Here is a 13,757-nt window from a genome sequence, read left to right as displayed (position 1 = left end):
TGCTTCATTAGAAGATGAACCAAAACTCAACTTAAAAATATATTTTTGTCATGCCTACTCTGCATGGGAAAGAGGATCCAATGAAAACTTTAATAAGTTGTTAAGAGAGTTTATACCGAAAGGTATTTCTCTACATCACTTCACCGATGAAGAAATGATAGAAGCAACTAAAAGTATTAATCTACGTGTACGCGAAGTAAATGATTACCAGTCAGCCGAAGAAATCTATCAGAAAATGAAAAATTAAAAAAACTCCCCCTCGGGGGAGTAAAAGCATAAAACCCTAAGATCTGAAGATAATAATCTATCATGTTCAAAGTGGTGCACTTAACTTTACAACTGAGGATCAAAGTAATTATTATTACTAAATAGTTTTCTTATTTGCATTAATAATCACCTATGTTATAATAACTTTTATAAGTCTTTTGACCCATCCTTTTATGTCAGTAAGCTGATATGTACTGACATAAAACGGTGATACTCAATGACTTAATTAACGTATTGCTTTGCCGTGATGACACCGAAGCGATACGTTTTTTGTTTTTCAATACAAAAAGCGATGTAGGCTCTCTCTACATCGCTTTTTTCATTTTTTACCGGTTAACTGTTTGTAACGATTGAACCATAAGTCAACATATTCTTTTGAAAATGGTCCTCTTTCATCTCTTATCCAGCCCACTAATATCTTTACATGCTCATTCAAAATGGGGTCTATTTCATTGGGATAATTATACTTTTTACCATGGATTTCATATTCATCGACATCAAGTAGACGTTTTTCCCCATCCGGGAAGATTTTAACATCTAGATCGTAATCAATATATTTTGCGCCTTCTTCATCAATTAAAAAAGGAGAAGCTAAATTACAATAATAAGAAACACCTTTTTGACGGATCATAGTAACAATGTTAAACCAATATTCTTCGTGAAAATAAACAAGAGCTGGTTCACGCGTTCGCCATCGCCTTCCATCTGATTCAATCACCAGTGTATGATCATTACAACCTATTAAAGCTTTTTCAGTTGTTTTCAATACCATAGTGTCCCGCCATGTGCGGTGTAAACTCCCATCATGTTTATAACTTTTTATCGTTATAGAGTCTCCTTCTTTTGGTTTATTTTTCATATATTTAGCCAACTCTCAGATATTCTTTTATTTATTACCATTCAATAATAAATAAATCTCATCTAAAATTGTAACATAAATATTTATAAATAAAACAAATCAAGATTTTGAATTAGGACAATTTCACAATTTATTATTCATGTTTTTCTATAATGGGAGCAAATTGTTTAACTACATTACTTCCTGATTCATCTTCGACAAATATTGTAGATAGAAACGAATGATTTTCCGCATCAAATGCGACTACGAAACCATTGTTATCATTTCCCTCTTCTGCTCCTTTAAATTCTGCTGTCCCTGTTTTGGCTGCTAAAGAGAGTGGAGATTTATCGAGCACATGTGCAGTCCCATTTGGATTATCAACTACTTGAACTAATAGCTTTTCAATTGTCTCTGCAGTTTCTTGTTCAATAGGTTGCATAGCTTCTGGTTCTTCTGACTCTAACTCAAGCTTTGGAAAAGTAAGAGTTCCTTTGTTCGCAAAAGCACTATAAAAAATCGCTTGTTGTAATGGGCTCATTAGTAATTGCCCTTGGCCAAATGCGGTGTCTGCTAGCAAGGGTTCTGAATCAAAGGACCCACTATTTGAAATTTGAGCAGGTTTCATATTTATGGGTAGATCAAACTCCTCATCAAAGGGAAATTTCTTTAATCCTTCTAAATACGACTCAGAACCCATTTCTAAAACTTCTTGAGCAAAGAAAATATTATCTGAATAAATTAACGCATCTTCTAAATTTACTTCTGTTGGATGGTCACTTACTCGGGTCACTTTATAATTTCCCCATGAATCATCTTTTCTCCACTGCAAACCTGTGATTGTATGTGTTTTTTCTAAGTTTGTAATTCCTGATTCTAAACCAATCCCTGCTGTGATCATTTTAAAGGTTGATCCCGGAGCATAACGAGCCGCATATCGAGCTAAAAATGGAGAATCTGGGCTTTCTGCATACTCTTGATACTTGTCCCCACTAATTCCTCTAGCCATCAAGGTTGGATCATATGAAGGGGAACTTGTTAAAACAAGCAACTCACCAGTAGTCGGTTGCGTCACCACTGCTCCACCTTTTTCTCCTGCAAAACCATCGAAGTAACGTTGTTGTAATTTAGAATCGATAGTTAACGTAATATCTTCCCCATCTTCTACAGGAGCTTCTTGTAAGATCTTTTTCATTTCTCCAGCTTCATCTAAAATACTAATTTCTCCGCCCTTATCTCCTTTTAAGCGTTCATCAAAAGTAGCTTCTAAACCAGCTTTTCCAATGATATCTCCAGGTTCTAAGGAGGGATCTTCTTCAATATCTTCTGCAAATACTTCTCCTATATACCCAATTAAATGAGCTCCAGCTTCACCTAAAGGATAAGTCCGTGCAGTGGTTTCTTGATAAACAACACCGGTTAGTTCGGGAGTTTCTCCCTCATTTACTGTAGTAAAAGGAACAAAACTTTCATCAGTTACCCACTCTGCAGATAATAATTGCTCAAGTTGTTCAACACTTGTATCAAATCTCTCCACAATGGTTTTTAGATTTTCTTCTTTTCCTTCACCTTCTTCAAGTTGTGCTGGATGTAATCCTACCTGCCATCCTTTCCCTTCTCCGGCTAACAATTCGCCATTTCGATCAAGAATATTCCCTCTATTACCGGAAGTAAAATGAATTTGGATGGTATCGTCTGAATCCATTTCAGGGAAAATGAGGTGCGTGTCCCAATCAACAAAATAATTATTATCTATTTCTTGAAGATTTGTTTTATAAGACTGTGTTTCTAATTTCCCTAATGAAGTAGTCAAATTTAAATCGTAATGAAGGGTAAAGGCATCGTCTTCTTCATTTTCTTCTAGCTCCATATTAACAACTTCTAGATCCTTCGCTCCAATGCCGCCATAAATGGTTGCATATCTTTCTTCTACCTTTTCTTTTGTATACTCTATTTCCTCTAAAGACGATGGGGATAAAGTATCAGTTAGTTGCTCATAGTCTTGAACTTCTAGCGCTTCAACAAATGAATTCGCCACTTCATTCGCTTTTTCTTTTCTTTGTTTGTCCGCCCAATATTTATAGCCTATTACTGTTGCAATGACTAGTAAAATTGATACGATAGCTATTCCGATATATTGCCCTTTTTTATTTCCCGGTTTATTTTTTTTCCTTGAAAAATGTTCCATTCGATCTATATTCCTCCATTCAATTTAAAACAAGGTAATTTCAGTGAAATTTGTCCATATTTTTTTCTGGACTGTTGGAAAAGTGTAACGTTCAAAATCTCTTGGCTTTACCCATTCGCAATTTTTAGGGATTTTTCGGTTTGATGTACTTTCAGTTTTTTCTCCATTAAAAATGGATACCGACCATTTTAAATGGCTAAATATATGTTCCACTACTCCTGAAGTTTGTTCATTTAACGAAACCATTATATTATATTTATCTTCTACAAACTGTTCCACATATACTTTATCTTCTTTTTTTAATGTTTCTAAAATAATGGGCTCAAAAGGTTTCCAAGTTCCGTCCGTTACAATCTCTTCAACTTGAATCATAGGAAACTGCCAAGTGCTTGCTAATAGACCTGTTTTAGGACGTCTTTCAAGTAAGTATTCTCCTACTTCATTTTGAATCATTAATGAAATATAAGTAATTGGTTTCGGTTTGTTTTTTGTTTTTTTAACGGGGTATTCATGCCATGTATCATTGATATAAGAAGCATTAAATTCTTTCACTGGCGATCTTTCAGGAAAATAATTTTTTGGAGTACAAATTGTACGACCTAAATCCATTAAAGCCTGATTAAAATCTCCAGGTCTTTCTTCGTCAATTAAATATAAAGCAACCGTCTCAAAAACTTTTCGATTTTTAGCTTTAGTAATATCTAAATTAATTTCAAATAGACGACTTAAAACCCGCATTAAATTTCCATCAATTGCAGGAGTAGGTAAACCAAATGCCATACTACTAATTGCGCCAGCTGTATAAGGACCAACCCCTTTTAGTTGAATAATTTCTTTTGGATCATTTGGAAAAACTCCCTCATGATGAATCATAATTTGTTGGGCGGCTTCTCTTAAATTTCGTGCACGGGAATAATAACCTAACCCCTCCCACATTTTTAATACCTGATCTTCTGAAGCTTCTGCCAAGTCTTTGATTGTTGGGAAAGCTTCAGTAAATCTTTCATAATATGGAATAACGGTATCCGTTCTCGTTTGTTGAAGCATAATCTCAGAAATCCAAATATTATAAGGTTCTCCAGATTCTCGCCATGGAAAATTATGATCTGCTTCTTGTTGATCATACCAATCCATTAAAATTTTCTGGAACGACCGAATTTTTTCGGCCGTCCACATTTCAATATTAAATTTTTCTTTGAGTTCTTTTCTAGTATATTCAATCTTAAACAATTTATTCCATTTCCCTCTCATCCATATACCGATTTATTAATTCAGTAGGATAACCTTTATTATATAAATAGCCTTTAAGTCTTTGAGTTAATTCATAACCTTCATACTTACGGGAATACCTTCTAGCTGCTTTATCCCCTTGTTTTACTAAGGCATTGTACTCAACTTCATTGTCTTTTTCTGTGTCGATTGCCGTAATAGCTTCATTCACTAGGTCAAAAGTATATCCTTTGTTTAACAAATATGCCTTTACTTTCTGAACACTCTCAATTTCAGAGTTTTTGCTTGTCTGTCCCCATTTTTTTGAGGCTAAACTTATCGCGTTTTCTAATTGTTGTTCATAAGGATATTCATCCAAAGCCGTTAAGATAAACTCTTCCTTGATCCCTTTTTGTTTTAAATCTTGCTCGATATTTCTCGGGCCTTTTTGATTAATATTTGCTTGTGAACGAACATAACTTTGTGCAAAGTTCAAATCATCAATCAATCGCATGCTTTTCAGCTGCTCAATCATTCGATCACTAAAATGATAAAGCTCGTGTTTAGCCAAATAGTCTCTGATTTGTTTTTCAGAGCGCAAGGAATAACTAAGATAGTTTAGTGTTTTTTGATACGCTTTGTAATATGAATCTTCATTTTCTATTTTCTCTTGAAGTTCTTTTGTGACATGTAGTCCTTTATTCAACTCAAATTTTATTAAAACTTCTTCATCTATACCAAAAGCGAAATCATCATTGATATAAACGTTATAACGACCTTTTCTTTTTTGAGGTTCAATTTTTGAAATCATCCGAAATGACTTAGAGGATACATCTTTCTTTGAGTTTGATTGTTTTTCGTTTGATTTTTTTACTTGTTTGTTTTCTTTTTTCTTATTTTCTTTACCTAAATTAATAAGGTTTTTTTCATTACTCAAAAATAAACACCTTCTCTTTGAGAAATATTATAAATCATTAAATAAATAATCTAGCCAGTCGACATCTTTTGCCAAACCAGTAACCAGGTATTTTTCAGATTCTTCATCGTAGTTTTGATTGGTTATAATGGTTTCTGTTTTTAATTGTGCTAATACATCGCCACGATTAGCAGGAATTGCTACTTTATATTTTTCTAATAAGCCACGAACAGTTTCTTCAATTTTTTCGATTAAATTTTTTTGGTCTTCTTGATTAATTGCTGAGATAACGACATTTGGAAATAGCGTTGGATAAAATTCTCCTTTTACTAAGTCCTTTTTATTGTATACCGTAAGCATCGGAATATTGTCCATATCTAAATCATTTATTAGTCCTAACACTGTATTTTCATGACTATCAATATTCGATGAAGAGGCATCCACAACATGTAAAAGCAAGTCCACATCTTTCGTTTCTTCTAAAGTCGATTGGAAAGCCTCGATTAATTCTGTTGGCAAATCTTGAATAAACCCTACCGTATCCGTTAGTGTAACTTGTAGACCTGACTCCAATTCTAACTGTCTGGTAATAGGGTCTAATGTCGCAAATAATTCATCCTTCTCATACGTTTCACTCTCTGTTAAGGCATTAAGAACTGTTGATTTTCCAGCATTCGTGTAGCCAATCAATCCTATTCTAAAGAGATTACTACGTTGACGTCTTTCTCTTCGACGACTACGATGACTTTCTACCTTTTTTAGTTCTCTTTTAATCTCATTAATTTGCCGATTAATATGACGTCGATCCGTTTCTAACTTTGTTTCACCAGGTCCACGTGTACCAATTCCACCACCTAGTCTGGACATATTAATTCCATGTCCAACCAGCCTTGGCAATAAGTAATTCAATTGTGCTAATTGAACTTGTAAGGCTCCTTCTTTACTTGTCGCTCGCAAAGAGAAAATATCTAAAATAACTTGAATACGATCAATGACTTTAACATCAATCTCTTCTTGAATATTTCGTACCTGACTTGGTGATAGTTCTTGATTAAACACAACAACCGCTACTTCTAGTTCTTCTACTATATGTTTAAGTTCTTGTAATTTTCCTTTACCAATTAATGTACGACTATCTAAAACTTCTCTTTTTTGAGTGACTTCTCCGACGACTTCAACACCTGTATTTGCGACAAGCTGTCTCAACTCTTCTAAGGAATAATTGAAACGTTCATCTGTTTCCTTTGTCTGAATCGCAACAATTATTCCTGTTTCAACGGGTCTATCCATATCACTCATCCTTTAAAAAATCTTTGATTTTTGTAAAACTTTCTTCTTTCTGTTCAGGTTCTAAAACAAAATCGTACCTATGAACATTCTCTAACCGATTTCTAAACCAGGTCAACTGTCGTTTAGCATAACGCCTTGAATTTTGCTTAATCTTCTCTACAGCTTCATCTAAAGTAATCTCCTCATTAAAATAAGGAAATAATTCTTGGTAGCCAATGCCTTTTGTACTTTGAGCCTTTGGTTCTGGTCCTATCTTTTTCCAAAGACTTTGTGCTTCTTCAAGTAGTCCTTCTTCCATCATAACATCTACTCGTTTATTAATTCGCTCATAGAGTAATGAACGATCTGTATTTAAACAGATAATATAGGCATCGTAAGCAGACTCTTTTTTCTTTTTTTCATTTTGAAAGGAAGAAAATAATCGACCTGTTTCATAATACACTTCCAAGGCACGAATAACCCTCCTAACATTGTTTGGGTGAATTTTTTCAGCAGCATCTGGATCGATCTTATTTAATTTTTCCCACAACTCTTGATTGCTATTGTCTTTTGCATATTCTTCCAATTCGTTTCTTAATGCATAATTGGGTTCCGCTTCACCGCTATGAGACACAGGATATAGTAAAGACTCTATATACAATCCCGTTCCTCCAGCAATAATAGGAAGATTTTTAGCAGCAATAAGTTCTGCAATTTTTTCGGATGCTTCTTTTTGAAAATCAGACACTGAGTATGATTCCTCAATTTCTTTAATATCTATTAAATGATGGGGGATACCATCCATTTCTTCAGGGGTAGCTTTTGCTGTACCAATATCTAACGTTTTATAGATTTGCATAGAATCTCCACTGATCACTTCACCATTCAATCGTTTAGCAAGCTCTATACTGTAAGCCGTTTTTCCTACAGCAGTTGGTCCAACAATTACAATAATTTTATCCTTCATCTATGTGATAACCCTCCTGATTATTTACCTTATTATTATAGCACAGGTGTTCGCTGAATTCTTTTAATTAAGATATTCTGTTAACGATACAGTGATCTATTATCCCCTTAAAACGAAAGAAGCCTAAAAATGTATAGGACATACACTTCTAAGCTTCTTTTTGACTACTTAATTTATTACTGTTTCATTCATTATATCTTCCAATAAATCTTCGTTAAATGTTTTTTGTTTTAACATATAAATTTCATGTGCATAGGGAGCCTTTTTATTTTTCTTGTCTTCTCCAACAAAAGGAGTCTCAAGAATTTTAGGCAGATGTACTAATTTTGGGTGATGAACAACATAATTCAGTGCTTCAAAGCCAATTTCGCCAAAGCCAATATTTTGATGACGGTCTTTAGCAGCTCCTTGTGGATTTTTTGAATCATTGACATGAATAACTTTCAAACGATCTAAGCCAATAATTCGATCAAATTCATCTAAAACCCAATCAAAATCATCTTTAATAGGATATCCCGCATCATGAGTATGACAAGTATCTAATGTAACGGAGAGTTTATCATCTAGATTGACACGCTCAATAATCTGAGCTAACTCTTCAAAGGAACGACCAATTTCTGTTCCTTTTCCAGCCATTGTTTCTAATGCAATTTGCACGTTTTGGTCAGCTTGTAAAATACGATTAAGTCCTTCTGCAATTTTTTCGATTCCTGCTTCTGGACCCGCACCGACATGAGCCCCAGGATGCATCGTCATTTGTCTTGCCCCTATAGCATCCGCTCGTCGAATCTCTTCTTTCATAAATTCAATCGCAAATTCAAAGTTATCCGTTTTAAATGTATTGCCTAAATTTACAATATAAGGTGCATGGATAACAATATCCTTTACATCTATATTGTTTTCACTCATATACTCATGTGCTTCAGCAATTTTTAATTCTTCTATTGCGCGTCGTCTCGTATTTTGGGGAGCCCCTGTATAAATCATAAATGTATTTGCCTGATACAAAGCTGCTTCTTTAGCAGAGCCTAACATCAAGTTCGGTGCTTTCATGCTTACATGTGAACCTAATAATGTCATTTACATTCTCCTCTATCTCTATTCGCTATCTTTCTTCTCATCAGTTTTTTTAGGAGTCTTTGTAACCTGTAAGGCTAATTCCTGTAATTGTTTATCAGACACAACTGCAGGCGCATCGGTTAATGGATCGGCTGCACGACCATTTTTAGGGAATGGAATAACTTCACGAATATTTGGCTCATTCGCTAAAAGCATGACCAGTCGATCTAATCCTAATGCAATTCCCCCATGAGGAGGGAAACCATAGTCAAAGGCATTAAGTAAAAATCCAAATTGGCTCTCAGCTTCTTTATGTGTAAAACCTAACGCCTCAAACATTTGCTCTTGTAATTCCTTTTCATGAATTCGGATAGATCCTCCACCAATCTCGTAACCATTCAATACAATATCATAGGCTTGAGCATAAACTTCTGTTGGGTTTGTTACTAATTTATCGACATCTTCAGGTTTTGGATGAGTGAATGGATGATGTGCAGCGACGTAGCGATTTTCATCTTCGTCAAATTCTAATAATGGCCAGTCCACTACCCAAATAAAAGCTAGTTCTTCTGGATCATATAATTTTAATTCTTTTCCTAGATGAACACGCAAAGCTCCTAATGCATCATGTGTTACTTTTTCTTTATCCGCTACAAATAAAAGTAAATCGCCCGTTTCTGCATCCATTGCGTCTAGTAAATTTTTTGCCATTTCTTCTTCGGCAAAGAATTTAGAAATTGGTCCTGTCAGTCCTTTGTCCGTTACTTTAATCCAAGCTAATCCTTTTGCACCATGAACTTTAGCAATTTCCTCTAAACCATCTATTTGTTTTCTAGTAAATTCATCCGCAGCCCCTTTAACGGCTAATCCTTTAACAGAGCCTCCGTTTTCAATTGTAGAAGTAAATACACGGAAATCTGATTTTGCTACAATCGAGCTTACGTCTTTTAGTTTCATCTCAAAACGAATATCTGGCTTGTCACTTCCATAGTTATTCATAGCTTCATCATAAGTAATTATTGGGAAGGCTTCTTTAATTTCTAGACCTTTTACCTCTTTAACTACATGCTTTAACATTATTTCTGTATTTTCTCGAATTTCTTCTTCACTTAGAAAACTTGTTTCAATATCTACTTGTGTAAATTCAGGTTGGCGGTCGCCTCGTAAATCTTCGTCACGGAAACAGCGCACGATTTGATAATAACGATCAAACCCAGAACTCATCAATAATTGTTTAAATAATTGAGGAGATTGGGGTAACGCAAAGAATTTCCCTTGATGCACACGAGAAGGAACTAAATAATCTCGCGCTCCTTCAGGCGTTGACTTTGTTAGATAAGGTGTTTCAATATCTATAAACCCATGATCGTCTAAATAATGACGAATGGCTTTTTTCACTTCATGACGGATCATAATATTTTCTTGCATACGTGGACGTCGTAAATCAATGTAGCGATATTTTAATCGCAAATCATCTGAAACATTAATTTGGTCCGTGATTTCGAATGGAGGAGTTTTAGAGGTATTTAAAACGGTTAATTCTGTCGCTTCAATTTCAACTTCCCCTGTTGCCATATTTGGATTCACGGCACCTTCCAAACGTTCAACAACGTTCCCAGTAATTTCAAGAATGTGCTCTGCACGAAGGGTTTCAGCAGTTTGTAATAAATCATTTCCTTCGTCTGCATTAAATACCACTTGAACCAGACCCGTTCGATCTCTTAAATCAATGAAAATCATCCCACCTAGGTCACGTCGCTTTTGCACCCAACCATTTAATGTGATGGTTTCTCCTATATTCTTTTTAGTGATTTGCCCACAATATTTTGTTCTACTCATATCTTTAATCCTCACCTTCTAATTTTCTTAGTATCTCAGAATATTTTTCCTTAAAATCTTCAGCATAGATATCATCGAGATTTAATGAAATTTCTTTACCCGTGGATAAGAGTTTCATATTCACTGTACGGTTCTCTAATTCTTGAGTGCCTAAAGTAAATACCATTTTTGCGTTTAATTTATCTGCTGTTTTAAATTGTTTGCCTGGTTTACGACCGATAAATTCTCTTTCTACGATTAAACCTTGTTTTCTTAATGCATTTGCTAATTTTAACGCTTCATGATTGACGTCATCACCAATCGTCACAACAAAGGCATCTAGTTGATGTCTTTGTGGAAAATCATAATGAATCCCTTCTAATAACATAACCAAACGTTCAAGACCAATAGCAAATCCAAATCCTGGAGTTGCAGGACCACCTACTTCTTCTACCAATTGATCATAACGTCCGCCAGCACAAATGGTTGTATTTGCTCCAAAGTTTGGGTCATTGGTCATAATTTCAAAAATCGTATCATTATAATAATCTAAACCACGCACCATATTAGGATCTACTTCGTAAGATATCTCTAGAAGTTCCAACATGTCTTTTACCTCTTCAAAATGTTTCTTAGAATCTTCATCCAGATAATCTAAAACTGAGGGCGCATTTTTTACAATATCTTGATCTTTTTTATCCTTACTATCTAATACACGTAAAGGATTTTTGTGTAGACGTTCTTTAGAATCTTCACTTAGTTCTTCAAAATGAGGGGTTAGAAAACCAATTAAAGCTTCACGATAGGCTAAGCGTGAGGCTGTATTACCTAATGAATTAACCACTAATGTTAGATCTTTAATACCAAAGGATTTAAAAATATCCATTGCTAAAGCCATAGTTTCAACATCTACTGCTGGATTATTACTACCATATACCTCAACGCCTATTTGATGGAATTGGCGCATACGGCCACTTTGTGGTCGCTCAAAGCGAAACATGGGCCCAGTATAATAATATTTAACAGGTTTATGATGTTCAGGACCATATATTTTATTTTCTACATAAGCACGTACGACACCTGCTGTACCTTCGGGACGAAGAGCTAAATGTCGATCTCCTCTATCATAAAATTCATACATTTCTTTTGAGACAATATCACTTGTTTCTCCTACCCCACGAGCAAATAATTCAAACTGCTCAAAAACAGGTAAGCGAATTTCTTGATAAGAATATTTTTCTAATAAGTATTCAATTTTACTTTCTACATACTGCCATTTATTTGTTTCTTCAGGCAAAAAATCAGCCGTTCCTCTTATTTTTTGGTATTTCATGCTTTTATTCCCCCTCTGTAAAATTTCAATAAAAAAAGCCCTCATTCTTTCGAATAAGGACGTGTAAGTTTATATTTAGTGTGACGTAACGTGGTACCACCTTTATTTGGAATAAAATAATTTATTCCCTCTTCGTTAACGCCTTTAACGTGACAGTTTTCCTGTCATCCTCAAGAATGTCTTTCATTTTATTCACTATTGGTTTCTCTCAACTACAAAACCTTCTCTGTAAATAGTCTAAATAAAATTACTTTTTCCGTCTTTGGATCTCACTTATTTAAAAGTTATCACAAGTTATCCTACCATAGGGCACCTTTTTTGTCAATTAGATAGATGTTCCTTTAGATATATAGAAAAAACGGAAATTTTTAATTAATTCTTTAAAAAATTAATTTCATTTTACAATTTGTTTAATGCTTGTATTAACAAACTAATTTAAGATTGATATACTATCCTTATTATATAAGCCGTTTTCAGCTAAAATAGGAGGTAAGTTTATGTCCTCGAACACAATTACAAAAAAGATAGAGAACAAATTACCCAGTAAAAAAGCATTTATTGCTTTCTTTATTCTCTTGATAAGTTTAACTTTTGGTGCGATGGTTGCGTTAGCCAACGAAAATACCGTCAGAGTGGAGACGGCTGTTTTAAACGTGCGGCTAGGCCCCGGTTTGAGCCATGAAGTCATGACTCAAGCCAAAGAAAATGACCGTTTATTTCTTTTAGGCGAGGAAAATAAATGGTATAAAGTTCGATTAAATGATGATCAAGTAGGTTGGGTGGCTAGCTGGTTAGTCAGTTCTGGTGAAATAACACAAGGAGATGCTCAATTTGCCAAAGTCACAGGAGAAGCAGTAAATATTCGTCAGTTTTCAAATGCTGAGTCTGAAATATTAGGTACTGTTTATAAAGATGCTGAGTTACAGGTCCTTTATCAAGATGGAGATTGGTATCAAGTTCTATATATGGGTCGAGTGGCTTGGATTCATGGAAGTTACATAGAAATTATAGATGCACCCGAGAATACTGAGACAGCTGAAAGCCAAACGACAAATTCAAGTGCCTCTACTTCTTTTGTAGAGATGGGAGACCTCCCTACAAATATCCGAAGCTTACCTTCAACTGACGGAGAAGTAGTCTATACCGCTCAACCAGGTGAAAAGTTTGAATTTATTGAAAATAGGGAAGATTGGTATCATATTCGAATCGATGAAAATACTACAGGTTACGTAGCTGCTTGGGTTTCTAGTATTGTAGAAGAAACTCAAGACGATGAAGAGACAGAAACAACTACGGAAACAAATGAAGCACAATATGCAAGGACAATTTCTTCTTTGGCTGAAGCAACAATTGTTGTCGATGCAGGCCATGGTGGTTACGATCCAGGAGCAACTGCTTCCAACCAAGAAATTGTTGAAAAGGATGTCACTTTGAGTACCGCTCAGTTACTAAAAAATCGTTTAGAAGATGCAGGAACAAATGTCATTCTAACTCGTTCATCTGATCAATATGTTTCGTTAGATCAACGGGTACAAACCGCTCATTCAAATCATGCAGATGCTTTTATTAGTTTACACTATGATGCAGTTGACCAAGCTAATACAATGAGTGGTACGACCTCTTATTATTACTATGATTCAAATCTTGAACTTGCTAATACGGTCAATCGTTATTTAACACAAAGTGTTCCTCTAGCTAATAACGGGGTTCGTATGGGTGATTATTACGTTCTAAGGACAAATCAGCAGCCGGCTATTTTACTTGAATTAGGCTATATGAATAGTGATCTAGATTTAGAGCATATAGATTCTCAATCTTATCAAGCCTCTGTTGTAGAAGCTATCTACCAAGCTTTGCGTGAATATTATAGTCAATAATTAAATAAAGCTCAGT

At 34.8% G+C, this 13,757-nt stretch carries 11 protein-coding genes; 2 read left to right on the top strand and 9 right to left on the bottom strand.

The window, feature by feature from the left end:
• The coding region (locus BUB96_RS10385) for an IS30 family transposase (protein ID WP_200789016.1) at nt 1–247 on the top strand (247 nt) is incomplete at its 5' end.
• A 339-nt stretch (nt 248–586) separates the two neighbouring features.
• Here the strand turns inward: BUB96_RS10385 and ntdP are convergent.
• From ntdP to hisS, 9 genes are all read right to left on the bottom strand, one after another.
• On the bottom strand, nt 587–1,126 hold the full coding sequence (gene ntdP, locus BUB96_RS02280) for a nucleoside tri-diphosphate phosphatase (RefSeq protein WP_073295711.1): 540 nt from the start codon (nt 1,124–1,126) through the stop codon (nt 587–589).
• A 133-nt stretch (nt 1,127–1,259) separates the two neighbouring features.
• Nucleotides 1,260–3,293, bottom strand: a complete 2,034-nt coding sequence (pbp4, locus tag BUB96_RS02275; protein WP_073295708.1) for a penicillin-binding protein PBP4(5) — start codon at nt 3,291–3,293, stop codon at nt 1,260–1,262.
• A gap of 24 nt (nt 3,294–3,317) precedes the next feature.
• Nucleotides 3,318–4,469 carry an A/G-specific adenine glycosylase gene (mutY, locus tag BUB96_RS02270; protein ID WP_234945777.1) on the bottom strand — a complete coding sequence of 384 codons (1,152 nt, stop codon included), beginning with the start codon at nt 4,467–4,469 and terminating at the stop codon, nt 3,318–3,320.
• A 55-nt stretch (nt 4,470–4,524) separates the two neighbouring features.
• Entirely contained in the window at nt 4,525–5,439 is a 915-nt protein-coding gene (gene recX / locus BUB96_RS02265; protein WP_084136689.1) for a recombination regulator RecX, read from the bottom strand.
• Between the two features lie 27 nt (nt 5,440–5,466).
• Nucleotides 5,467–6,708 carry a GTPase HflX gene (hflX, locus tag BUB96_RS02260; protein ID WP_073295700.1) on the bottom strand — a complete coding sequence of 414 codons (1,242 nt, stop codon included), beginning with the start codon at nt 6,706–6,708 and terminating at the stop codon, nt 5,467–5,469.
• A 1-nt stretch (nt 6,709) separates the two neighbouring features.
• Complete coding sequence (miaA, locus tag BUB96_RS02255) at nt 6,710–7,654, bottom strand: tRNA (adenosine(37)-N6)-dimethylallyltransferase MiaA (protein WP_073295697.1); 945 nt, start codon at nt 7,652–7,654, stop codon at nt 6,710–6,712.
• A 168-nt stretch (nt 7,655–7,822) separates the two neighbouring features.
• On the bottom strand, nt 7,823–8,734 hold the full coding sequence (locus tag BUB96_RS02250; protein ID WP_073295693.1) for a deoxyribonuclease IV: 912 nt from the start codon (nt 8,732–8,734) through the stop codon (nt 7,823–7,825).
• An 18-nt stretch (nt 8,735–8,752) separates the two neighbouring features.
• Nucleotides 8,753–10,552, bottom strand: a complete 1,800-nt coding sequence (gene aspS, locus BUB96_RS02245) for an aspartate--tRNA ligase (protein WP_073295690.1) — start codon at nt 10,550–10,552, stop codon at nt 8,753–8,755.
• Between the two features lie 4 nt (nt 10,553–10,556).
• Nucleotides 10,557–11,864 (bottom strand): histidine--tRNA ligase, encoded by a 1,308-nt coding sequence (hisS, locus tag BUB96_RS02240; RefSeq protein ID WP_073295687.1) that lies wholly within the window; start codon nt 11,862–11,864, stop codon nt 10,557–10,559.
• A 497-nt stretch (nt 11,865–12,361) separates the two neighbouring features.
• Between hisS and BUB96_RS02235 the strand changes: the two genes are divergently transcribed.
• Complete coding sequence (locus tag BUB96_RS02235) at nt 12,362–13,741, top strand: N-acetylmuramoyl-L-alanine amidase family protein (protein ID WP_073295683.1); 1,380 nt, start codon at nt 12,362–12,364, stop codon at nt 13,739–13,741.
• Nucleotides 13,742–13,757 lie beyond the last annotated feature (16 nt).

Origin of the sequence: Atopostipes suicloacalis DSM 15692, assembly GCF_900129085.1 — a bacterium.
Classification (GTDB): Bacteria; Bacillota; Bacilli; order Lactobacillales; family Carnobacteriaceae_A; genus Atopostipes; species Atopostipes suicloacalis.
The sequence above is the reverse complement of the archived record's forward strand: the minus strand, read 5'-3'. Positions and strand labels throughout refer to the sequence as shown.